We start from the raw sequence: 21,263 nt of genomic DNA, 5'->3' as shown, positions 1-21,263 counted from the left end.
TAGCGGTGCCAATCCTGCAGCTCAGCGGTGCATCGAGGCGTATGAAACTCTGAGCAGCGCAGAGCGCGCGCAATGTAGCCGGATTTTGGAAACGACACGCTTGGAGCTCGAACGGGTGGCTGGGCGTGACGCTGCTGTTCGCGCGAACCGGGCAATCAATGCGCTATTGAACATTAGAGTTCGTGCGACACAGCGGGCGGGCCTACTCAGAGCCCATGCAACCGCGTTGTGCCTGCATTCCATTGACCCGGACGAGTATCAACCCGAGCTTGACCAAGCGGAAGCTGCCCTCGCCTCCAATCGCACGCAGCTGAGAAGCCTGGTGCGAGAGTACACTGCGCGGATGGACGACGTTTTCGAACTCACCGGCACCCGGCTTGTCAGTTGTGACGATGTCAGCCAATCGACCTTCAATAGCCTGACGTCTGGATCCGAGCGACAGATCGCATCCGACGTCGTGCGGCAATTTCAACGACACTGTGTAGCACGTCGGGTAAACCCGTCCGATTTCGGTGAGGTCACGGCGCCAACGCCTCGCCCGCAAGGCGATCCCTGTGACTGAGATTTTGGATGCCAGCACACAGATAAAGGTTCAAAGGGGAGAAAAGGCATGAACTTTCGTATGTTAGTGATGTCGTCCGGGGCGATGGCCTTGAGTGCTTGTGCCACGATGGAAGGCTATCAGGGTGCTGCCGGAGGCTGCGCTGCAGGTGCAATTCTCGTTGGCATCATGGGTGGTCAGGCCGAAGACATGGCGGCTGGTTGTGCAGTGGGCGCGGTGGCTGGCGGCGTTGCCGGAGACTATCTGGGCGAACGGCGCCAAGCCTATGCATCGACTGAGGCATTTTACTCAAGCGAGATTGCCTTGATCGAACAGGCCAACGCTGCGCTCGTATCGGATATAGAGGAGCAAGAAAGACAGATAGCTCAGCTGGCGGCTACCAACGCCGCGCTGCGTTCTGAGGGTATTGAGCAGGCTGAACTTGGCACCGCGCTTGCTGCGCAACGGAGTGCAGTTAGCGGGCAGATTTCAGATCTGGAAACGCAGATTGCCGCTGTTGAATTGCAGATCGCCAACTCGCGGACAGTCGTTGCGGCAATGCGTGAAGACAAAGCCTTGGAAGAAGCCGAACGCCTCGAAAATGCGCTCGGCATTATGACGGCAAACCTCGACCAGCTACGCGGCAACTACCGTGAGCTGAACGATATTCAGTCGGTGATGGCATTATGAGCCGGGCCGCGTCGCTTAAGCTGGGTATTACCGGCGTTGTTTGCGTTCTGATAGTAGGGTGTGCCACCACTCCAGAGGATTGCGATCCCACACAACCCGGTATCGGCAGGGCGCTCGGCTGTACTCAGTCAGGCGCCTATGATGCGCGTGTCGATGCGCTCCGCTCACAGCGGGCCGGAGCCATGGCGGAAAATTACGAACTGAGCAATCAGCGCGCTGGCAGGGCTGGTGAAATCCGCGCTCTGGCGGCAGAGCGCAGCCGGTTAGTTCAGGAGAATGCCAGCTTGCGCAGCGCCAATGCGGCTATGCGTGCCCAGGTCACCCAACTGCAGTCGCGCGCCGGCGTATCGGCTTCGACCTTAAACCAGGTGGATGAGCAGCTTCGAACGCTCGAAGCTGAACGCTCAGAGCTGGAAACTCTGCTTCTTGGCGACGATCCCACTATCAATCAACGACTGGCCGAACTGAACCGGCAGCTCGATAATCTGAGACAACGTAACAGAGCGCTCGTACGGCTGATTAGCGAGGCAGGAGGCTAACTCATGCGTCTGGCTGGGTGGTACTGGGCTATACCGCTCGGCTTCTGGGCCGTGGTGATTGCGATTGTCGTTTTCACTAATGCCAGGGCGTTCGGCCTCACTCAGCTGGAGGCATTCCTGGTCACCGCTCTATTATGGGTGATCGTTAATTGCGCGATCCTGCTTTGCAGCGCTGTGTTCATCGAGGAACCGCGTTTTCTGCCGGCTGCGGTTTACCGGGCGAAATCGCTCATCACAGTTGGCTTTATTGTTACCACTTGCCTGTTGCCAATAATTGGTACCGTGTTTGTCCACACACTCGATGCAAATTCTTTGGAGGTGCCAGCCGGGCACTATCTGCTTCTGTTCGGAATTTTACCGTTCATCATTGCGTCGATCACGACGTTCTATGCCGCCGTCGAAAAAGTTGTAGAAGATTCTGGCGCAAAATCAGAGCGCCATAGTCAATCTAGTGGCCTGCCTGATGAAATAATTATCAACTCTGTGCGTAGCTTCTTCCTATTTATGACAACAATAATTGCTGTAGCGACCATAGGCCGAACAGGCCAAACAGATAGGATGGTCGAATCGAGTGCATCGGGAGTATACACTGCTCTGGGGATGACTTTTTCGTTTTTCGGCTTTATATCGATTTACTATTGGGCATCGCCTGTGGCGGTTGTTTCGTCGGTCTATATAGACCACTCGGTGTTTGATTTGATAATTTTCACGATCGATAATTTTTTCAAAGCCTTGTTTGGTGACTTCCCCGAGTTGGCGGACTTCAACCTCAACAAGGTCCGGCATAATAATGAAAATCTGCTGGTTACACTTACCATCGGTATCTATCGTTTGCTGACCCCCTTGGCGCTCCTGCTCATTCTTGTTGGCAGTCCGCGCGGTAGTCGTTGATACACGCGCCTGCCGCGCCAACTCGGATGTAAAGACAGGCTGAGGTGCCTGCTGATCCAACGGTAGGGTCTGAAACACCGTCACGGCTTGGATTGTGCTTAGGCGCCTCAACAACATTTATTTTTGATCGGGCACGCCGCCGAACACGTCGCCATAGACCTTCTCAATTCGATCTGCCTCCTCCTCTGTAAGGGCGGCGAACTCGTTCTCGCTGGCGCGAAACGAGGGTTGTCCGTCATTTTGCTGAAGGAAGCGGAAGAGCAGATCGTGAAAAACGGTCACCGGCCCTGAAAACTGAGTCTGCGACCCGGCAGCCATGAAAAATGTATCCTCGTTGTCAGACGTGCGATCCTGGAGCGTCGTCTTGCCCTGAAATTTGTTTCTAGCATGTGAAAAGTGTTACTCATGCGATGTTTTTTATGAAAAAAGACAGGGTAGAGAGGCGAAATTCCAGCAATCCCAATGAGGACCCAGCCGGACGATGCCGCGAAAGGCTTTCAAATCGCCAGGCTAAAGGGCTCATTGCCGGTGCAATGCGCCACATCCAGGCAGTCTTATAGCACGCTTGGAATTGCGCTGATTGGGCAGGATGGGGATTGTGGCCAATCGGTGATCATGAGTCATTGGCGGTGAAACGCGCCAGGACTTCCCCAGCATCAGCAAGCGCCTGAAATTGGCGGGCGCTAAGAAAGTCTGTTACCGCCCTCTCCTCTTCTGAGAGGCTGTCGCGTTGATTTAGACCCACTCGTTCGAAGGCGGTAATGCCCAGGCGCCCGTCAGTCTTCAGGTATCCGAGCGCCTCTCGTCCGCTGCTGTCGGTCACCTCGCCGTCCTTTCCGGCATTCAGCCTGATTGACGTAAGGGCCCAATCTGATCTGCTTTGGCTTGGTTTGCGCAGCGCTTTCAGGACGGCGGACGCAGCTTCATCATCGAAATGCTTATTGACGAGAGGCTCGCTGTCGATCCACCCAGAAGCGGATAAAAGGGCCAAAGGTCTCGTTTCCGGAAGGAAGACGCCGACACGGGATCGCAGCATGTCTGCCTGGTCGCCTACCTTGCGATAGAGATGCAATGCCCACATCACCCCGTTCGAGCTCAGGGCATCGACGCACAAGAGTGAGCGGTTGACCTGGTTCTGGCCTGCATTCTGTAGCAGGGTGTAGCTTCCCTGACGTTCCAGCTCTGCCTGGTAGTCTGGCGATCTGCCATAGACGAACCGGCTGATCAGGGATCCCATCAGCACGTTGCGCCCTGCATCGGTGTGGTCCACAGGAATACCTGTCTCTGCGAGGCCAGATGTCGAGAAGAACCATTTCGCCCGAACGGCGACGCGGTCATGGCGTATCAGGCCTGCAAGCGATTTCGATAGCGCGTCCCGGTCCTGCCGGGTGTAAACCAGCTTGGCGATGCGGCGCCCCAGGCCCGGCTTGAAGGCGCGGCCCTGCCCCTGCCATTGATGTGTTGAAAGCGCCTCTTCCAGTGCGCGAGCGATCCATTGTTCGCTGACAATGCCCGCCTTGCGGATATTTAAAATCGCGTCTGCCAGCGGCCGACAGGCCTCCGCGCTCGTCTTGTTCGGTCCCGTTCCCATTTGATCCCCCCTATTCCCGCATACGCCCCCACGTATATGCACCATAGACTAGCCGGGCGCCCGATGCTGATCAACGTTGTCCGGGGCGAGGTCTACAACCGGTTGCTGCGCACAAAGCGCGCCTATACTCTTGGCGAGGATCGATGAGGTGGTGTGGGCGGCAAGGAAATGTCGTGGAGCGGCCGAAGGGGTCTAGTTTCGATACAGGCAGGAGGCCGGGCGTGATGAGCCGTACCAGCGTGTTCGTGAATGCAATCGGGGCTGCCGGCGCGATCGCGGGCGTTCTCCTGGCGGCTGATTGCGGTATCTGGAACCATGTCTGCCCGGTACGGAGCGAAACGACAGCCGCGCTCCCTTTTTCTGTTGATGAACCGAACGAGGCCGCTGGAGCCTCTTCAGCCACCTTGACGGGCGTTGATACGTTGAGACAGTGCCTCTCAGAGAGGCTCCTTGCCCACGAAGTAGCTGGCCACGCTCCAAGCTACGCAATCTGCGCCGACTGGCAGATGGAGACCAATCCCTTCCTTTCAGACGTGGCGGTATCATTTGGCACACCGGCCGCTAGCGGCATCGTAGCAGAATTCCGGTGCATGAATCCTGACCAGATTTCGATCGCGCATTACCCGGAAATGCCGGCTGCGGCTCTGGTCTGCAATTATCCGCAGGACCTGCGCGGCAGTCCTGACATGGCGGCACAGCCCTCCCACATCATGGCTGCAGTCTATTCTGCCGGAAGCCGTGAAGCACGGGTGACCATCCTTGCAGATGGGTCCTATTTCTATGCCGAACCAGCTGGATTCTCAGCCGAGCCCAATGAGATGATTCTGTCCTTCAGAACCAATGGCGCGAGGATCTGGCCAGCTATTGACCCTGAACAGGCCATAGATCTGCCCGGCGGCGGTGAGCGTGAAACGAGCGGTCATTTGATCGCGGCGTTTTCCGATAGCGGGAGCCTTGCAGGCATACGGCTCCGGTAAGGTGTCCGAAGCCATTCCCGTCTTCGATATCTTGGCAGAGGCGGGGTGCGCCCCCTGCCCTTCTGCCCGGACCGGCACCGACTTTCTGCCGCCTTGTCGGCCTGGGAGAAGTGCCACGATCATCTCATCGCGCGTCCCTTGTCCAATCGACGTGTTAACAATGTGCAACATTGTTAACACTGGATGCTGGATCGGCCGGGTTCCGCGCCCGCTGTTCCGGCCTTCATGGTCCGGGTAGCGCTGCTGGCGCCGGCCTTCGGCGAATTCGAGACGCGGTCCGCACCCAGATGCAGGATCTCGCCGGGTCATTCGGATTTGACCATCGCGCCGACATCGCCGACATGATCCTCGATCGCTGGGGGCATGCCTACATCACTATTTTGGGGTGATCGCCGAATCTGGTGCGCCAACCGAACGGCTAAGCGATAATGCGGTTGTTGGTCAGCGGTAGACCGCTCAGCGCCAAGATACCTGCTCCTTTGAGCTCGGTTCGTTTGCACATGATAATATATCGCCATAAATGGCGAAATAAGAGCTATATCGATAATTAATCGACAAAAACGACGAATATAAATCTTCCTATAACTCGCCGCTTTTAACGAATATGGCTTGCATTTCGATATAAATCGTCTATTATGGCGAATCATGGAAACGGCTCAGCACAAAGCAGATGATACGGTTCTGGCAGAGATGGGCCAGCGAATGGTCGCCATTCGGCTGTCCAGCAAGCTCACACAAGCCGAGCTTGCTGAAATGGCAGGCGTTTCAAAACGGACTGTGGAGAGGCTTGAAAATGGCCAGTCGGTCCAGATGACGAGCTTGATACGGTGCATGCGGGCGCTGGGCATTCTCGAGCGCATCGAGAAAATGCTGCCTGACACGCCAGTGAATCCGCTTCTCCTCCTAGAGCGTCACGGCAAGCGGCCAAAGCGGGTGCGTAAATCCGGCAAGTCACCCTCCTCTACCCAATGGACCTGGTCTGACGAGACATGACTAGTGTAGCAGAAGTCCGGCTGTGGGGGCGCCGTATCGGAGCGGTCTCACTGGAAGAGGGTCAACAGGCCGCCGCGTTTGCCTATGATCGCGACTTTGCGGGCAGTGGCATCGAAGTCGCACCGCTCATGATGCCGTTGAGCGACCGGATATATACCTTCCCGGACCTGAACCCGCGCAGCTTTCACGGTCTGCCTGGAATGCTCGCTGATGCCCTCCCCGACAAATATGGCAATGCCCTGATAAATGCCTGGCTGGCCACGCAAGGCCGCACGCCGGAAAGCTTCAATGCGGTAGAGCGTCTTTGCTATACTGGGCAGAGGGGTATGGGGGCGCTTGAGTTTGCGCCTGCCACGGGGCCGAAGGCTCCCAAGGCGCGCCGGATCCAGATTGATGCGCTTGTGGCTTTGGCCTCGAAGGTCCTTACTCACCGCAACGATCTGCAGGCGTCCTTTGATGATGATAGCAAGGCAGCTTCCTTGCGTGACATCTTGCGCGTCGGCACCTCCGCTGGCGGCGCACGTGCCAAGGCCGTAATCGCCTGGAACCGCAACACGAACGAAGTCCGCTCCGGTCAGATCGATGCTGGTAGCGGTTTTGAATACTGGCTCTTGAAGTTCGATGGCGTGTCGAACAACAAGGACAAGGAGCTAGCAGACCCTCAAGGTTATGGTGCGGTAGAGTATGCATACGCCAACATGGCGCGCGCTGCTGGCATCGACATGCCCGAGTGCCGTCTGATGGAAGAAGGTGGACGGCGCCATTTCATGGTCAGGCGCTTTGACCGGGAGGCGAACGGCGCGAAACTTCACATGCAGTCTCTCGCGGCGATCGCGCACTTCGATTTCAACGATCAGACCGCCTATTCATACGAGCAGGCCCTGTTTGTGATGCGCCGGCTGAACCTGCCAGCAAAGACTCTGGAAGAACAGTTCCGCCGCATGGCGTTCAACATCATCGCCCGTAATCAGGATGACCATGTGAAGAATATCGCCTTCCTCATGGACAAGGCGGGACAATGGCGGCTATCGCCTGCCTTCGACATCACCTGGAGCTATAATCCGGAAGGACTGTGGACGTCACGGCACCAGATGTCGATGAATGGCGAGCGCGCCAGATTTACGTTTGACGACTTCGTTGCCTGTGGCCGGTCGGTTTCAATCAGCAAGCCCAGAGTCCGCGTGATTCTGGAAGAAGTCGATGCTGCGGTGCGGCGTTGGCCGGAATTCGCGGACAGTGCACAGGTCAGCCCAGACTGGCGCAAAGCCATTGATCGGAGTCTACGGCTGGATATCGCCCCGTGATGATTGCTCAGTGCCTGCGATCGGATGAGCGGCCGGCCGAAAGGCCGATGGAGCGTACCCTCCTCGAAAGAACTTGAGGCTCCAAAGGCGCGCAATTCACGCCGCTAGCAAGCAGCGGAAGTCCTCCTGGGGTGGCAGTCCTGGTGCCGATTGGCTGGTCTGGAATTTGTCTGGCGCGTCTAAACAACTTTAGATATGTTATACGCATTGGCGGATAAGGTGGGAGGTAATGATGTCCATCAGGGCGCTTTTGCTCGGGCTCCTTCTTGCAGCTTGCCAACCACCACCTGGTAATTCGGTCCAGCCCTCTGCTCCTCCAGCCATCGACGAGCCTCGAGAACTCTCGGCCGTCTCCTTCAATATCCAGTTCCTTGGCCTGTACGCTCGCCGAGATCATGAAGCCCTGGCGGAATTTCTCGCCCCGCACGACCTTGTCTTTGTCCAGGAACTGGTCGCGCCGCCCTATGAGGGTGTCTATCCGGATGGCGCGCCCTTCCGGCCATCTGAGAGGGCTCAGGCCTTTTTTGACGCCATGGCCGGCCACGGCTTTTCCTACGTGCTGTCACCGGAGGATACCGGGCGCGGCACGCGCCTGCAGCTCAACAGCTCGGCGACGGAGTGGTTTGTTGCATTCTACCGCGCTGATCGTATCGAGCCCGCTCAAGATCTGTTCACCGGATATATAAGCGCGCCGCGTGCGGCTCATCGTCAGTTTGATCGCGTGCCGTTTGCTTTCGGCTTCCGGGCCGATTCTGAAGACCTGGTCTTCATCTCGGTTCATTTGCGTCCCGGGACAGGGCCGGTCAACCGATCCCGCCGGGCCGGTGAGTTCACAGCGATATTCGAATGGATCGATGCCCAGGACGGGCCGGAGCGGGACTATGTGATCCTTGGCGATATGAATATCGAGTCCTGCGCGGAGCTCGCGGCTGTGCTGCGCCTGGCAGAGGGCTATATCTCGCTTAATGATGATTGCCGGGCGACCAATACCAATGTCAACGGGCCTCGCCCCTATGATCATGTGATGTTCCGCGAAGCCTATACCCGCGAGGAAATACCCGGCGAGCTTGATGTCATTGATCTGGTGACCGTCATGCGGCCCTTCTGGAACCAGGCCGACGGGGCTTATCCGGGTGACCCCTACATCCATAACCGGTTCCGGCAGTACTATTCGGACCATCATCCCATCCGGTTCGGTATACTTGTCGACGGGGTTGACGACGACTGAGGCGGCTATCCTGGCTGTTAGCGCCCGACCATATGCCTCAGTCCAGACCTGCCTTCAGCCTGGTCTGGCTGGTTTTGCCTGATGCGCATCCGCTTCCATATCGGGGTAGATGGCGACCGCGGGTCACCGACTCCGAGGGCGAACTTCGCCCTGCCAGCCTGGCGAGGTCCGAGGAGGGCGAGAGCTGGAATTGAATAAGCTCCCGTAATTCAAATCTCTGCTCCTGGCGCAGATTTTCCACCAGGGTTTCTCCTCATCACCCACCCAGATGTTCATTTTATTGGACATATGATGCCGTTATGACCAATAAAATGAACAAAACTGGACTTCCCTCCCCGCTCCCGGCATAATGTACAAAATTCCGGACGCAAGAGAGTGTTGCGTCCATCCATTTGTACACAGCAAGGCCGCCATGCCCCGCCAGAGAAGCTATTCCCGGATCACACGCCAGGCGCTGAGCCTGCTCGGCAAGCTGATCCGTGTCGCCCGCACCGAGCGCGGCCTGACCGCGCAGGAACTGGCCGACCGCGCCGGTATCAGCCGTACGACGCTCTCGAGCATCGAGAAGGGCGCACCTGGCCCTGAGATCGGGATCGTCTTTGAAGTCGCCGCACTCGTCGGCGTGCGCCTCTTTGACTATGACGAGCGCGCGCTCCAGCTGCACAATACCCATCTGGATGAAAAACTGACGCTTCTGCCCAGGAGCGTCCGCCATGGTGTGAAAGAGGTCGATGATGACTTCTAAGACGGGCGCAACGAGAGGAGCCACGGCGAGAAAGCACGCCACCATGACCGGCAGCGCGGGGGCCTATGTCTGGACCTGGCTGCCGGGCGCCACACAACCGGTCGTCGCTGGCCGCCTCGTGCAAGATGGCGGCCGCCTGCCTTTTACCTATGGCGCCAGCTACCGCCGCCGCGAAAACGCCATTCCTCTCTATGAGCCTGAACTGCCGCTTCAGGAAGGCACGATCGCCCCGCTCAACGGTCTTGGCATGGCCAGCTGCATCCGTGATGGCTCACCCGATGCCTGGGGCCGCCGCGTGATCATCAACCGGCTCACCGGCAAGAAGCCTGATGCTGCGGATGTTCCCGAGATCAGCGAGCTCACCTTTTTGCTGCAATCGGGTTCCGACCGGATCGGCGCGCTCGATTTTCAGGAATCCGCCACCGAATACGTGCCGCGTCTTGCCGCACAGGCTTCCCTCGCTGAGCTTCAGGAAGCCGCCGGTCTCATTGAAAAGGGCCTGCCACTGACACCGGCCCTCGACCAGGCCCTCAATCATGGCACCTCGATCGGCGGAGCGCGCCCCAAGGCGTTGATCGATGATGCCAACAGCAAATTCATCGCGAAATTTTCCGCCAGCAACGACACCTATAGCGTCGTAAAGGCCGAATTCATTGCCATGAAGCTGGCCGCAGCGTGCGGCCTGAATACCGCCCACGTCGCTTTGACCCGCGCCGCCAGCAAGGACGTGCTGCTGATCGAGCGCTTCGACCGCACCTTGACCAAAAACGGCTGGACACGCCGCGCCATGGTCTCGGCCCTGACTATGCTCGGTCTCGATGAGATGATGGCCCGCTATGCGTCCTATGAAGACCTGGCGGAGCTGATCCGCCACCGCTTCACCGGCCCGAAGGACACGCTCAGGGAACTTTATGGCCGTATCTGCTTCAACGTGCTCTGCGGCAATACCGACGACCATGCGCGCAATCACGCCGCCTTCTGGGACGGCAGAATGCTGACTCTCACGCCGGCCTATGACATTTGCCCGCAAAACCGCACCGGCAACGAAGCCACGCAGGCCATGCTGATCAAGGGCCAGGACCGCGCCAGCAGGCTTGCGACCTGCCTCGACGCCGCACCCGACTATCATTTGAGCGAGTCAGAAGCCGCCGCCCTGATCGAACATCAGATCACAACCATCGCCAACCATTGGCAGGATGTCTGCGACGAGGCTGAGCTCAGCCCCGTCGACTGCCAATTCTTCGCCGGCCGCCAGTTTCTAAATGCTTATCCGGTTGAAGGGCTCGCAGGGCACAAATCGCTTCAAGACACTTATCGAAGCGCACAGGAAAAACTGGTCAACGGCCATTAGGTTTGGGGTGCCCATATAAATCAGTCTCCTAAAGCGTAGCGGGGGCCAACGAAATTGATGATGTGCTTTAGCGCATCGGCAAGGGTGATCGATATATAAAAGCATATAGTTCTTGATCGCGGGCGGCTTGTGTGATGTGCTTTAACGTATCATATCGACTAACTGATATGAAAAAGCAGATCAAAATGTCGTATCTATTGGAAAAAATCGCTGGCCGCTTGAAGCAAGCGCGTGAGAGCAAGGGGCTCAGTCAGAGGGCGTTGGCTCAATTGACGGGTGTTCCTCAAAGCCACCTTTCGAAGATCGAGAGCGGCGTGGTGGATATCCGCCTGTCGAGCCTTGTTGCGATTTCACGTACGTTGGAGCTGGAGCTAGAGCTTGTGCCCAAACAGGCCTTGCCAGCGGTGCAGGCGCTCATTCGCTCGGTAGAAAAGCCTGACAAGAACGGTGACCAGCCACGCTATGTGATGTGGAGCGCCAAGTCCGCCTATCAGCTAGAGGGGGACGATGATGACTAAGGCTCGCACACTCCCCTCAATCCTCACCGTAAGCCTGCATGGCAAGCAGATCGGCACATTGACCCATCTGGGCGATGACCGGATCCTCTTTGCCTTCGATGAGGCTTATATCGAGGACGCTGAGCGAGCGACATTGAGTCTTGGCTTCAAGGATGAGTATGGCGCATTGGCCACCGAGTTTCCTGTGACCCAGACGCGGGCGCTTCCCTTTTTCTCCAATCTCCTGCCCGAAGGGCATTTGCGCACCTATCTGGCCGAACGCGCCAACGTCAATCCGGTACGCGAATTTGCGCTCCTTGAAGCTCTTGGCGCTGATCTGCCTGGCGCAATCAGTATCGCCCTAGCCGGTGGTGATCCTGTTCGCGTTGAGGATCAGCCCGCCGATGTGACGGCGGACATTGCCGAACAACCCTTCGGTTTTTCGCTGGCCGGCGTTCAACTCAAATTCTCTGCCCTTTTGGAGGCGCGCGGCGGGCTGACCATACCGGCGCGTGGGCTTGGCGGCGACTGGATCGTCAAACTGCCTTCGCGCGAGTTTGAGGGCGTGCCCGAAAACGAGTTTTCCATGATGACGCTGGCAGGGTTGGTCGGCATCGACGTGCCCCCGATTGAGCTGGTGAATCTTGCTGATATCGGGAATTTGCCAGACGGTATCGGCCTTGGTGATGGCCGCCTGAAAGGCAAGGCCTTCGCCATTGCCCGCTTTGATCGGGGCGCTGACGGCGCGCGTGTTCATATCGAGGATTTCGCGCAGATATTCGGCGTTTACCCCGAAGAGAAATACAAGCGCGCCTCGATCCGGCAGATCGCGCGCGTGATCGGGATTGAGGCGGGCAACGCGGATGTGGCCGAATTTATTCGCCGCCTGACCTTCAATGTGCTGATCGGTAATGCCGACATGCACATTAAAAACTGGTCGCTGATCTACCCCGATCAGAAGAGGGCGGCTCTCGCCCCAGCCTATGATTTCGTGTCAACGATCCCCTATATCCGCGATGAGAGTTTCGCGCTCAAATTCAGCCGCACCAAACGCTTTGACGAATTTGGCATGGACGAGCTGGCTCATTTGGCCGCAAAGGCCGAACTGCCAGAGAAGCTCATCCTCGACACGGCAACAGAAACCGCCGCGCGCTTTCATGAGGTCTGGGCACAGGAAAAAGCCCATCTGCCGATGAGCGCCCAGGTGCGAACAGCCATTGAGGCACATCTTCAATCCCTGCGCGGGTTTTGATTGAAAGCAGGAGAAAGTTCTATATGGCGATCAGCATTTCAGGGAAAGAAGTAAACAGCGTCTTTCGCCTTATCGGCAACGACGAAAAGAGCATCTCCCATACTATGGGATGTCATTACTCGTATAGGCTACAATCAAGATCAGCCAGCAAAAAGTGCGTTACCAGCGTCGGTAGGCTAATCGCTCTTTGGAGGTCATATCAGCTTCAGGGTCGTATTCATCCGGATCGCCCATAAGTGCCTTAAGCTGTATCATCGAGAATCCGTTAGCCTGCCCCAACACCTGCTCGTAGAGCCCCCGTACGCGAGAAAGTTCGTCGATATCGAACCATTCATGCATGTCTGCAGGGTCAGAGTCCGACAGAGCGCCAGGTGAAAACCTTGAGAGCGCAAGCGAATTATTGGGAATTGGATCGCCTGCCGCGATTGCCAGCCTCGGGAAGTCACGGGTCTTGTAGATCGCTTGAATTTTGCCATGTCTCGCCACGAGCAGCGCGAGACATTCGGAGTTGTATTCGATGTAAGCTCTGGCTGCGGCGTACTTGCTAACATCAAAAGTTTGGTGGATTTCAAGCACGGTCTCAAGCGAAGGAAATCGCTTTCCATCGATTAAAGGACGAAGCCGGGGCGGCGGCATCAGCAGAAGGGATGCGAACTGGTTAGCCTCCGCCTCCATCCTGTAAAATTGATTGCGGGACTTTGTATCGAGTTGCCCTAACGCCTTTTTATCACAAAGAAACTGACCCTCTTCCTGGGGCGTATGATATGGAATGAGGAAGTGGCCTAGTTCATGCGCAATCGTAAAGCGCCTCCGCGTTCTCTGAAGGTTTGCAGAAACTAAGATCGACCCGAAGCTTCGTTGTGGGTTGGTTAGAAGACCGCCAAGAAAGCCTTCAGTCGCAAGTTCATTGATTTCAGCAATATCAAGCTGATGAGCAAGTTCCTCTATCGGAACGGGGATTCTGAGATTCGGTTCGGCGGATAGAATTTTTGTCACCAATCCATGTGGTGAGTAAGTTCCATCTAGGTCGAGCCGAGAAACCATTTACCTGTTGTCCTCAGATGATCGTGCTTTCAAGCGCTCCATCATAATTCTGATCGTTTCCCTGTCGTTTTCGCTCAGGGTCTTCAGTTCCCGAAACATCACCAGCGAATCGTCGGCTTGATTCGCAGGATCGACGTCCTCCCCGACCAAGTTTGCGATCGGAACACCGAGGTGTGTCGATAGCTTGGTTAGAACCTCCAATGACGGGTTCTTCGCACGTTCGGTTTCGAGATCCCAAACGTGGCCTTTCGAGACGCCCACCAAGTCCGCAAGTCCTTGCAGAGAATACCCTTTTTTCAATCGGTACTTTTTTAGATTAGCGGCAAACGACATTAGAACTCCTCCCCCTTTGGATAGCGTTAGGGGTTCTCGCGCCCCACCCATCCATACGATTTTGTATCACACGAGCTTGACGCGAAGCAAGCAGATTGTGTACCGTATGAAACGTACGAAATCGTATGAGGCATTTATGCGTAGAATTTTATCCATTGACGGTGGCGGTATCCGGGGCGTGTTCCCGGCTTCATTTCTTGCGGCGCTGGAGAGCGATCTGGATGCGCCGTTGGGGCAGTACTTCGACCTGATCTCGGGCACCTCCACTGGCGGGATCATCGCCATCGGCTTGGCCATGGGAATGTCGGCCAAGGACATCCTCGAGCTCTACGAGACCGAAGGCGCGGGGATTTTTTACCAGGACAGCAATGGGGTGACCGCCTGGGCTGGGAAGAAGTTTCGCGCGGCGCGGTGGCTCGCTTGGGGCGCGAAGTATCCGACAGAGCGCCTTCGAACGGCGCTGGAGGGCATTCTCGGCGAGAAACGGATCGGCGATGCCCGGACGCGCCTCATGATTCCTTCGTGGCACAGGCAGACGAAGACCGTTTATGTCTACAAGACGGCGCATCATGAGCGCCTACAAACCGATTACAGGGATCTGGCGGTTGATGCCGCGCTCGCTACCGCAGCAGCGCCAACGTTTTTCAAAGAACACATCACGGCCAACGATGTTGGACTGGTTGATGGAGGCCTATGGGCGAACAATCCCGTTGGCTACGCAGTCGCCGAGGCTGTCGGCGTCCTGAAATGGCCTGCTGACGAATTGAAAGTGCTTAGCGTTAGCTGCTTGCAGGATATCGGGAAGACCAAATCCTCCTACAGCGCGCGCACGATGGTCACCAAGACGGCCGATTTTTTCATGGCCGGCCAGTCACACGGTTCGCTCGGTCTTGCGCACATTCTGACAGGTGATCCGCACGAGCGGAAAGCGATTTGGCGGATATGCCAGCCAGCACCTGATGGCGATTTTACACTCGATGACACATCGCGCATCCGCGACCTGAAGGATCGCGGATTTGTCGAGGCGAGACAGCAGAAGCCCATCCTTGCCCCCCACTTTTTCACAGAGCCGGCGGAGGCATTCGTCCCCGTCCACAAGCTAGAAGGAGACGACCGTGCCTAACGAGAATGGCCTGACACATGAAGAAGTGCTGCAACAACTCCATGCCGGCATTGATATGCCGCTGGAGATCTACGAAGAGATCATCGAGAAGTACGAGTCGATTAGCAACTGGCTGGATCGCCCTGACTCGTCGATCAGCCAATTTGATCCGATGGTCGCTCCGCAAGGGTCGGTTCGCCTTGGCACCGCTAATCGCCCGATCGCCGAAAACGATGAGTACGACGTTGATCTCATCTGCCGTCTGAATGCCTCGAAGTACGATTTCACCCAGAAATCGCTCAAGGAGGCCGTCGGTAGAGAGATCATCGCGTATGCATCTCGGAATGGGATGAAGAAGCAGCCTGAGAATAAGCGGCGTTGCTGGACGCTCGAGTACACAAATGCCCGGAATTTTCATGTCGATGTGCTCCCGTGCATCCCGGACGTGGAGAGCTATCGGGCGCGGCTGAAAGAGGCCGGTCATGCGCAGATCGCGGACAATGCCCGAGTCGCCCAGCAGGCGGTCGCTATTACTGACGACACGCACGAGCGCTATGCCGTGATTTCCGACGATTGGCCGTCGAGCAACCCGCTGGGGTATGCAGAGTGGTTCAAAGAGCAGATGGCGGAGTGCGTCGCGGCGGAGAAGCGGGCGCTCTTTGAGGCGACGCGTTTATATGACCACGTCGAAGACATCCCTGACTACAAGGTCAAGACGACTCTTCAGAAAGCTGTGCAGCTTCTGAAGCGCCACCGTGACTCGGTTTTCGGGGATGACCCGGAGCACAAGCCGATTTCGATTATCGTAACGACCTTGGCGGCGCGCGCGTACAACAACGAAACGACACTTGTCGAAGCGATTTCCAATATCCTGGAGCGCTTCGATGAAGCGCTGGAGGAAATCAACGGCGTTGTTTGGGTCGTCAATCCGGTCAATCCGGAAGAGAACTTCGCCGATAAGTGGGAAGAGATTCCGGAGAAGGCCGCCGCCTTCCGCAAATGGCTCAAAGCGGCTCGTCACGACTTCGGTCGGTATCTCAACATGCTTCCGCCACACGAGGTGCCTGAAAGTCTGCGCGCGCGGCTTGGGACGACCTTGGTCGAAAAGGTTATGGACTCGCTGCGAGACAGGGCTCCGAAGGTCGCCGCGCCTGCTTTCATCACTTCACAGAATACGGAGCGCGCTCAAGTCATGGTCGAGCGGGTTCGGGAACGCGGCACGGGCAGTGCTCCTTGGCTGAATCTTCTGAACCTGCGAGAGTAGGAATGCTTGACTTTGCGGAGTTCGAACGGGCGCTAGCGTTTCGGCAGCCGAAGTTGCGGCTCCGGCAGACCGGTGAGATCCTAGTAGCAAAGGGAGAATTCGTCCTTTCAGACGGTGCCTCGTTGGAAGGACGGCTCGACGCGTTCGATATTGAGATGCTGGTCGCTACGAGTTATCCTGAGGTCGAACCTCTAGTGCGCGAGGTGGGTGGTAGGATTCCCTACCATCCTGATTGGCATATGTATGCTAATGGTCGTTGCTGTACCTGCATCTGGGAAGAATGGTGCGCCACGAGCGCCGATACGTCCTTCAAGGCGTTCTGCGAAGGGCCGCTACGGAACTTCTTCCTTAGCCAGCACGTGTTCGAGAAAACCGGCGAGTGGCCTTTTGGAGAGCGCGCGCATGGTGCGGCCGGCTACCTGCAGGCTGCTGCGAATTTTCTCGGTCTAGACGAGGATGACACTCACGCTGACCGATACTTGCAAGCGGTCGCCGCTCAGTCGCTAAAGGGTCATTGGGACTGCCCATGTGGATCTGGCAGGCGCTTACGTGATTGTCACTACGCGCACTTCGTTTCGCTACGCGAACGAGTTGACCGAAATCAAGCCATCCACCTTCTAACGAGGCTGTTGGAGCTTCGCCGACAAGAACGAGTAAATTTCCGCAAACCTCCACGTTGATCCTCAAAGTTCACCGGAAGCCAAGCTGCCGATAATTTCTTTTAAGATTTACGTCTAGCCCTGCTAGTCAAGCTGCCTAGCTATCAAAGTTTCTTGGATTTTGTCCAACCTTCTGTTGTGTCTAACAGAAAGTGGCGCGCAGAAGAGATTCGAACTTCCAATCTTCGGTCTGCCAGCAAAAAACGCGATATAATTTCATTGGTTGAGCGAATACCCCATGATCTCCAGTGCTGCACGGATCGAAATATTCCCGCGAACCATGTCATGGGGCGGCGTCTCGGGAAGGCAACCCAGATCGCCACACGGGCTTACCCCGTGCTCTGCGCGAATGATCGCAGGAACAGCCTGGACGCCGAATGCCTGAAACGGCCGCGGATCGATCATCAGCCCGCCCGTCTCGTCCTCTTCAAAGAGATCCATGATCCGGGCCTGGGTCTGCTGCCAGTCGCCCCCATAAAAGCCCCGAATGACAATCGTGCCATTAAGTTCGTCGGCTTCCCGCACCAGGCCGCGAAGCGCCTCATCGGGCATCCCAAGGCTCACGAGCACGTAAAGGACCGGACCTTCCAGCACGTCCGGCTCGAACATGCGCTCGATGTTCAGATCTCCGTCAAACATCTCACCGGCCGCTCCGGAGCCCTGTCGGGCTAGATCGACGCTATCGGGGAATGTCCCGTCTTGCGCCTCGCGAATCCGGTCAGCTGATGACATCAGCCGATCAGTAAATTCCCGAGCGCTCTCTCCCTGAGCATCCCGGGCCGCCTCAAGGCCAGAGCGCATACGCTCCACGGCGTCCAGATCAAAAGGGCTCGCCGGTTCGTCTCCAGCCAGCGCCAGCGCCAATCCCATGGTCAGAATGCACAGCAATTTCTTTTCCTCCAAAGCAGGAAGCCAACATCCTCACCCGTGGCCGGCCAAGTCCGGCCGGACTCATAGATGACGGTCGATACCCCCACACGCGGGCACGTCCCCGGCCCGCTTACATGAGGGTTGGGATTGACGAGCTGGAACCGGTATTGCTCGCGCGGCCAGATCGGAGCGAGCTGTTGCTGACACAGGGCAGCAGACCCTGACGTCCGATAAGCCAGCAGCTGGCGGTGCATTTTGTAGACCATGCGTTCCGCCGCCAGGGCTGCACCCTGCACGCGTGTCGCATCCCTCTGGATATTGCCGTTCATCGGGTAGATCGACCCATGACACCCGGTGCACCAATACATGCCGGGCACATTGCGTCCCGTCGTCGTCACCGCCGCACAATCGGCCACGCACGCCGCCTGCGCCAGAAGATTGCCGAACAGGATGCTTTCGGGGTGGATGAGATAGCTCAGCTCGTCATCCTGCCAGAGCGGATCCAGCTCCGAGATATAGGCGATATCAAACTGGCCACGTTCAAGGCAGGCCGCGTCTGCCAGCAATTCCAGCCAGTAGAAGAGCGGGTAGACATAATAGTGGACGTGATACTGCCCGCCAGACCAGCGCCCATCGACGAAAGTGCGGCCCTTGTCGCCAATATCGAAGCCCGGATCCAGCCGGATCCCGCCCAGATTGACAAAGCACCAAGGCCGTTTGGATACATCGAGAAGACGGATCGGCTCCCAGAAACCCACCGCTATCCCCATGCGCACGAATGGCGGCGTCGGCATCGAGCACAGGCAGATCGGCAAGGCCGGATTATCGGTATCGGGCGCATTTCCGCTCAACGACACCTGCAGCCCGCCGACACTGAGAGGGAACATGCAATCCCAGCAGATATCCCCGATCGGGTTGACGAAGCCGCCCTCACACCGGCTTTGTGCATGACTGGCCCCTGCCCCCGCCAATCCGATCACGAGGCTTGTCATCCATACAGCCAGCCAACGCGTCATCATGGCCGGCCTCCGTCGATCACCCGCCACTCACCACGCCCATACTGGCGCACCCTCACGAGGCGGCCTTCCTGTTCGATTGAGGCGGGCACAGCCGTAATGCCGAACCGGTTAGTCAGCACCCCCTCCTGATCGAAGAAGAAGCGCGTCTGATGGCGCTCCATGAGATCAAGAGGCTCTCCATTCACCAGGATCAGCGACACCAGCCCGTCGCGATTGCGGTAGCGTTCGAGCCCAAAGCGCACCTGGTCTTCATCATCGCCATCTATGAACACATAGCTGCGCGTCAGCGTGATCGTATCGAGCGGATTGACCTCCTGGCCGGCATGGGCAAACGCAACGCCTTCATGGTTCACGATGTCTTCCTCCACCAGAATCGTCGGGTCGTAGAGCCAGCTTTCGCTCTCTTCCGCGTGAAGGATTCCTCTCACGGCCGGAGGACGGCGAACCCGCGCTTCCGCACGTTCGGCCGCCTGCTCGTTAAATGCGTCAATGCGGCCGTCGGCCTCCATCCGGGCCAGCCGCTCCGCGATCCACTCCAACAGATCCGGCTCGACGATCTCCCAGGTCTCCCCGTACACGCCATGGTCCTCGTTCACCGCGACACCGGCCAAGGCCCACGCAATGACCATTCCCAATAGACCGGCTCCCATCACGCCACCTTCTTCTGCTGGCCAAGGTTCTCGATAGCGCGTTCGAGCAAGCGGCTATCTTGCAGCCGGTTCGGCTTCACCCGCACAAGCGGGATGCGAGCCTGCCCGAAGACGTCATTGATCAGCTCGTCGCGCACGCGCCGTTCGGGCCGGTCATGGCTGCTATCGTCGACTTCAACGGCAAAAGCGGCCTCTCCCTGCTGATCAAGAACCACAAAATCGACGTGCTTCTGCGCCAGCTGGCTGAAAACGCGCCACCAGGCTTTCTGACTGCCTGCTCTCATCCTGATCGCGATCAGATCGGCGACACGCACTTTGGGGGCGACGAACCCATTGCGGCCGACGCGGCGTGTCAGCCAGAAAAAAGCCCGCCGCTCAGCGGGGCTCAGGAACATATCGACCCGCTCATAGGCGTAAGTGGACACGGGTAGCCGAAGCCAGCCGGCCCGAGCGGCAACCACAATCAACACCACGCAGATCCCGAGCGCGATCCACAAGGGTTGCTCCGCCAGTCCTGGCAGCATGTCCATTTCCACCTCACAGAACAGGTATCGCGCTGCCTACAATCGTCTCCACACCGATCAATCCGATCTCGGCATACCGGCTGTCATAGGAGTCCACCGCGTCCGTGACCGCGAACACATAACCTTCAGGAATGATGCCAGGCGCTATCGGCTCAAGCCCCCTGCCCTCGCGGCTTTCGCTCAGTGCGGCACCTGACCAATCTCCAGCAACGCTGACGCGCCGCCCCTCGACCTCGATGCGATCGCCCGCAACGCCCACGATCCGCTTCACAAAAAGACCGTGATAAGCTGCCGTTTCGGGCGCGGGGAATACGGCCAGCTCACCGCGCCCCGGTAGCTCGCCCCGGTCAACGATGAACGCCCAATGCGGCAAGCTCTCCGACAGATTCAGACCGGCATACCAGCGTGGCTGAACGTTCAGCATCACGACAAACACGCAGCCAATCGCAACGACCCCGCCGAACCTGCCGATCATCTGCCAGGACAGGTTCATCACTCCGCCCTTTGCCTCACAGCGCCGATCTCGCGCATTGTCTCGCGATGCACCCAGCCGGTGATGTCGGTCATACGATTCCCCCGGCCGACGACCGCTTCCGAAGCGATGACGACAGTGCCTGTCCGGGACGAAAACTCCTGGGTGAGCCTATGGGCCGTCACCAGATAGTGATCGGTCATCCCTTCCAGTTCACTCGACGCCACCAGCCCCACGATCTCACTGGCGAAGAGGGACGCCAGCTGCTCATAGGACACCATCACCATTTCGTCCTGCTTCTGGCGGCTCTCATGGAGTGCCAGCAGGCTTAGTCCGGTTGAAATGATGATCGCTCCGCACAGAGCCAGATCACCCATGTTTATCCCGCCGAACGCCCGGCGAAGACCTGCCCGAAGTCCCCTGCCCTCCTGGCGTATCTTTATGCTTGATTCAGCCATTGCGGCCTTCCTTTCCAACGCAGTGCGACAACGATCCCCAGCCACACGCACCAGACCGGCATGGCCACGGCGAGAAATGCCAGGCGAGCGCCTTCTTCGGCGCTCGCGAAATGGGTGAGGAAGCTTCCGAGCAGCCCGGACGCGAGTACCAAATTGCCGCCCGTAACCAGCAGCAGCAGCACAATCTGTCCGCCATAAGTCAGCGCGATACATTCCACGGCCCAGACCAGCTGGACCACGACCCGACGCAAAAGGGAGATCGCGCCCAT

Annotated in this window: 24 protein-coding genes; 13 read left to right on the top strand and 11 right to left on the bottom strand. The window is 57.7% G+C overall.

Translation table 11 applies throughout. From position 1 onward, the window contains the following. The first annotated feature begins 610 nt into the window (after positions 1-610). The 3 genes from IEV75_RS11140 to IEV75_RS11130 all read left to right on the top strand — a co-directional run bounded on the left by IEV75_RS11140 (position 611) and on the right by IEV75_RS11130 (position 2,661). Positions 611-1,231: a hypothetical protein gene (locus IEV75_RS11140; RefSeq protein WP_188452647.1), complete on the top strand. Its 621-nt coding sequence runs from the start codon at positions 611-613 to the stop codon at positions 1,229-1,231. A gap of 182 nt (positions 1,232-1,413) precedes the next feature. Continuing rightward, the gene (locus IEV75_RS11135; RefSeq protein ID WP_188452646.1) at positions 1,414-1,770 is read left to right on the top strand and encodes a hypothetical protein; all 357 of its coding nucleotides are present in this window, start codon (positions 1,414-1,416) and stop codon (positions 1,768-1,770) included. A 3-nt stretch (positions 1,771-1,773) separates the two neighbouring features. Further along, the gene (locus IEV75_RS11130) at positions 1,774-2,661 is read left to right on the top strand and encodes a hypothetical protein (protein WP_188452645.1); all 888 of its coding nucleotides are present in this window, start codon (positions 1,774-1,776) and stop codon (positions 2,659-2,661) included. A 117-nt stretch (positions 2,662-2,778) separates the two neighbouring features. On the opposite strand, the gene IEV75_RS11125 is transcribed toward IEV75_RS11130, so the two are convergent. Together IEV75_RS11125 and IEV75_RS11120 are read right to left on the bottom strand one after the other, a co-directional pair. Beyond that, positions 2,779-2,979, bottom strand: a complete 201-nt coding sequence (locus tag IEV75_RS11125) for a hypothetical protein (protein WP_188452669.1) — start codon at positions 2,977-2,979, stop codon at positions 2,779-2,781. Positions 2,980-3,274: 295 nt separating this feature from the next. Next, positions 3,275-4,252: a hypothetical protein gene (locus IEV75_RS11120; RefSeq protein WP_188452644.1), complete on the bottom strand. Its 978-nt coding sequence runs from the start codon at positions 4,250-4,252 to the stop codon at positions 3,275-3,277. 224 nt (positions 4,253-4,476) lie between these two features. Between IEV75_RS11120 and IEV75_RS11115 the strand changes: the two genes are divergently transcribed. From IEV75_RS11115 to IEV75_RS11080, 8 genes are all read left to right on the top strand, one after another. After that, positions 4,477-5,229 (top strand): hypothetical protein, encoded by a 753-nt coding sequence (locus IEV75_RS11115; protein ID WP_188452643.1) that lies wholly within the window; start codon positions 4,477-4,479, stop codon positions 5,227-5,229. 645 nt (positions 5,230-5,874) lie between these two features. Continuing rightward, the gene (locus tag IEV75_RS11110; protein ID WP_188452667.1) at positions 5,875-6,222 is read left to right on the top strand and encodes a helix-turn-helix domain-containing protein; all 348 of its coding nucleotides are present in this window, start codon (positions 5,875-5,877) and stop codon (positions 6,220-6,222) included. Continuing rightward, positions 6,219-7,526, top strand: coding sequence for a type II toxin-antitoxin system HipA family toxin (locus IEV75_RS11105; protein ID WP_188452642.1), 1,308 nt, complete (start codon positions 6,219-6,221; stop codon positions 7,524-7,526). Before IEV75_RS11110 ends, IEV75_RS11105 begins: the two co-directional genes overlap by 4 nt. 229 nt (positions 7,527-7,755) lie before the next feature. Beyond that, positions 7,756-8,754, top strand: coding sequence for an endonuclease/exonuclease/phosphatase family protein (locus tag IEV75_RS11100; protein WP_188452641.1), 999 nt, complete (start codon positions 7,756-7,758; stop codon positions 8,752-8,754). Between the two features lie 412 nt (positions 8,755-9,166). Then, positions 9,167-9,499: a helix-turn-helix transcriptional regulator gene (locus IEV75_RS11095; protein ID WP_188452640.1), complete on the top strand. Its 333-nt coding sequence runs from the start codon at positions 9,167-9,169 to the stop codon at positions 9,497-9,499. Between the two features lie 43 nt (positions 9,500-9,542). Then, positions 9,543-10,850 (top strand): type II toxin-antitoxin system HipA family toxin, encoded by a 1,308-nt coding sequence (locus tag IEV75_RS11090; RefSeq protein WP_188452639.1) that lies wholly within the window; start codon positions 9,543-9,545, stop codon positions 10,848-10,850. A gap of 167 nt (positions 10,851-11,017) precedes the next feature. Then, the gene (locus tag IEV75_RS11085) at positions 11,018-11,368 is read left to right on the top strand and encodes a helix-turn-helix domain-containing protein (RefSeq protein ID WP_188452638.1); all 351 of its coding nucleotides are present in this window, start codon (positions 11,018-11,020) and stop codon (positions 11,366-11,368) included. Then, positions 11,358-12,599, top strand: a complete 1,242-nt coding sequence (locus IEV75_RS11080) for a type II toxin-antitoxin system HipA family toxin (RefSeq protein WP_233351841.1) — start codon at positions 11,358-11,360, stop codon at positions 12,597-12,599. Before IEV75_RS11085 ends, IEV75_RS11080 begins: the two co-directional genes overlap by 11 nt. A gap of 159 nt (positions 12,600-12,758) precedes the next feature. Here IEV75_RS11080 and IEV75_RS11075 read toward each other — a convergent pair whose 3' ends face one another. Together IEV75_RS11075 and IEV75_RS11070 are read right to left on the bottom strand one after the other, a co-directional pair. Then, a complete protein-coding gene (locus tag IEV75_RS11075) occupies positions 12,759-13,643 on the bottom strand; it encodes an ImmA/IrrE family metallo-endopeptidase (protein ID WP_188452637.1) in 885 nt (294 codons plus the stop codon). Further along, a complete protein-coding gene (locus tag IEV75_RS11070; protein WP_188452636.1) occupies positions 13,644-13,976 on the bottom strand; it encodes a helix-turn-helix domain-containing protein in 333 nt (110 codons plus the stop codon). Positions 13,977-14,082: 106 nt separating this feature from the next. On the opposite strand from IEV75_RS11070, the gene IEV75_RS11065 reads away from it, so the two are divergent. Together IEV75_RS11065 and IEV75_RS11060 are read left to right on the top strand one after the other, a co-directional pair. After that, on the top strand, positions 14,083-15,099 hold the full coding sequence (locus IEV75_RS11065) for a CBASS cGAMP-activated phospholipase (RefSeq protein WP_233351840.1): 1,017 nt from the start codon (positions 14,083-14,085) through the stop codon (positions 15,097-15,099). Next, positions 15,092-16,342 carry a nucleotidyltransferase domain-containing protein gene (locus IEV75_RS11060; RefSeq protein WP_188452635.1) on the top strand — a complete coding sequence of 417 codons (1,251 nt, stop codon included), beginning with the start codon at positions 15,092-15,094 and terminating at the stop codon, positions 16,340-16,342. Before IEV75_RS11065 ends, IEV75_RS11060 begins: the two co-directional genes overlap by 8 nt. Positions 16,343-17,217: 875 nt before the next feature. Here the strand turns inward: IEV75_RS11060 and trbC are convergent. The 7 genes from trbC to IEV75_RS11025 are packed head-to-tail and all read right to left on the bottom strand — an operon-like array spanning position 17,218 to position 21,263. Further along, complete coding sequence (gene trbC / locus IEV75_RS11055; RefSeq protein ID WP_188452634.1) at positions 17,218-17,904, bottom strand: type-F conjugative transfer system pilin assembly protein TrbC; 687 nt, start codon at positions 17,902-17,904, stop codon at positions 17,218-17,220. Beyond that, positions 17,874-18,887 carry a conjugal transfer pilus assembly protein TraU gene (traU, locus tag IEV75_RS11050; RefSeq protein ID WP_188452664.1) on the bottom strand — a complete coding sequence of 338 codons (1,014 nt, stop codon included), beginning with the start codon at positions 18,885-18,887 and terminating at the stop codon, positions 17,874-17,876. The genes trbC and traU overlap by 31 nt, the downstream gene beginning before the upstream one ends. After that, the gene (gene traW / locus IEV75_RS11045; RefSeq protein ID WP_233351838.1) at positions 18,887-19,519 is read right to left on the bottom strand and encodes a type-F conjugative transfer system protein TraW; all 633 of its coding nucleotides are present in this window, start codon (positions 19,517-19,519) and stop codon (positions 18,887-18,889) included. The genes traU and traW overlap by 1 nt, the downstream gene beginning before the upstream one ends. A gap of 20 nt (positions 19,520-19,539) precedes the next feature. Further along, positions 19,540-20,064 (bottom strand): DUF2726 domain-containing protein, encoded by a 525-nt coding sequence (locus tag IEV75_RS11040; protein ID WP_188452632.1) that lies wholly within the window; start codon positions 20,062-20,064, stop codon positions 19,540-19,542. A 13-nt stretch (positions 20,065-20,077) separates the two neighbouring features. Further along, positions 20,078-20,557, bottom strand: a complete 480-nt coding sequence (locus IEV75_RS11035) for a S26 family signal peptidase (protein ID WP_188452631.1) — start codon at positions 20,555-20,557, stop codon at positions 20,078-20,080. Then, positions 20,557-20,994: a hypothetical protein gene (locus tag IEV75_RS11030; protein WP_188452630.1), complete on the bottom strand. Its 438-nt coding sequence runs from the start codon at positions 20,992-20,994 to the stop codon at positions 20,557-20,559. Before IEV75_RS11030 ends, IEV75_RS11035 begins: the two co-directional genes overlap by 1 nt. Beyond that, positions 20,976-21,263 (bottom strand): hypothetical protein, encoded by a 288-nt coding sequence (locus IEV75_RS11025; RefSeq protein WP_188452629.1) that lies wholly within the window; start codon positions 21,261-21,263, stop codon positions 20,976-20,978. The genes IEV75_RS11030 and IEV75_RS11025 overlap by 19 nt, the downstream gene beginning before the upstream one ends.

The sequence above is a fragment of the Glycocaulis albus genome, from assembly GCF_014639075.1.
GTDB lineage: Bacteria > Pseudomonadota > Alphaproteobacteria > Caulobacterales > Maricaulaceae > Glycocaulis > Glycocaulis albus.
This window is presented reverse-complemented; position numbering and strand designations above follow the sequence as displayed.

Coding starts and splice junctions, on each gene's coding strand:
- IEV75_RS11090 (WP_188452639.1), top strand. CDS start 9,543: ATGACCGGCAGCGCGGGGGCCTATGTCTGGACCTGGCTGCCGGGCGCC.
- IEV75_RS11035 (WP_188452631.1), bottom strand. CDS start 20,557: ATGAACCTGTCCTGGCAGATGATCGGCAGGTTCGGCGGGGTCGTTGCG.
- IEV75_RS11130 (WP_188452645.1), top strand. CDS start 1,774: ATGCGTCTGGCTGGGTGGTACTGGGCTATACCGCTCGGCTTCTGGGCC.
- IEV75_RS11075 (WP_188452637.1), bottom strand. CDS start 13,643: ATGGTTTCTCGGCTCGACCTAGATGGAACTTACTCACCACATGGATTG.
- IEV75_RS11100 (WP_188452641.1), top strand. CDS start 7,756: ATGATGTCCATCAGGGCGCTTTTGCTCGGGCTCCTTCTTGCAGCTTGC.
- IEV75_RS11030 (WP_188452630.1), bottom strand. CDS start 20,994: ATGGCTGAATCAAGCATAAAGATACGCCAGGAGGGCAGGGGACTTCGG.
- traU (WP_188452664.1), bottom strand. CDS start 18,887: ATGACGCGTTGGCTGGCTGTATGGATGACAAGCCTCGTGATCGGATTG.
- IEV75_RS11110 (WP_188452667.1), top strand. CDS start 5,875: ATGGAAACGGCTCAGCACAAAGCAGATGATACGGTTCTGGCAGAGATG.
- IEV75_RS11115 (WP_188452643.1), top strand. CDS start 4,477: ATGAGCCGTACCAGCGTGTTCGTGAATGCAATCGGGGCTGCCGGCGCG.
- traW (WP_233351838.1), bottom strand. CDS start 19,519: ATGGTCATTGCGTGGGCCTTGGCCGGTGTCGCGGTGAACGAGGACCAT.
- IEV75_RS11065 (WP_233351840.1), top strand. CDS start 14,083: ATGAAACGTACGAAATCGTATGAGGCATTTATGCGTAGAATTTTATCC.
- IEV75_RS11120 (WP_188452644.1), bottom strand. CDS start 4,252: ATGGGAACGGGACCGAACAAGACGAGCGCGGAGGCCTGTCGGCCGCTG.
- IEV75_RS11125 (WP_188452669.1), bottom strand. CDS start 2,979: ATGGCTGCCGGGTCGCAGACTCAGTTTTCAGGGCCGGTGACCGTTTTT.
- IEV75_RS11040 (WP_188452632.1), bottom strand. CDS start 20,064: ATGCTGCCAGGACTGGCGGAGCAACCCTTGTGGATCGCGCTCGGGATC.
- IEV75_RS11025 (WP_188452629.1), bottom strand. CDS start 21,263: ATGGGCGCGATCTCCCTTTTGCGTCGGGTCGTGGTCCAGCTGGTCTGG.
- IEV75_RS11135 (WP_188452646.1), top strand. CDS start 1,414: ATGGCGGAAAATTACGAACTGAGCAATCAGCGCGCTGGCAGGGCTGGT.
- IEV75_RS11080 (WP_233351841.1), top strand. CDS start 11,358: ATGATGACTAAGGCTCGCACACTCCCCTCAATCCTCACCGTAAGCCTG.
- IEV75_RS11070 (WP_188452636.1), bottom strand. CDS start 13,976: ATGTCGTTTGCCGCTAATCTAAAAAAGTACCGATTGAAAAAAGGGTAT.
- IEV75_RS11140 (WP_188452647.1), top strand. CDS start 611: ATGAACTTTCGTATGTTAGTGATGTCGTCCGGGGCGATGGCCTTGAGT.
- IEV75_RS11095 (WP_188452640.1), top strand. CDS start 9,167: ATGCCCCGCCAGAGAAGCTATTCCCGGATCACACGCCAGGCGCTGAGC.
- IEV75_RS11105 (WP_188452642.1), top strand. CDS start 6,219: ATGACTAGTGTAGCAGAAGTCCGGCTGTGGGGGCGCCGTATCGGAGCG.
- IEV75_RS11085 (WP_188452638.1), top strand. CDS start 11,018: ATGAAAAAGCAGATCAAAATGTCGTATCTATTGGAAAAAATCGCTGGC.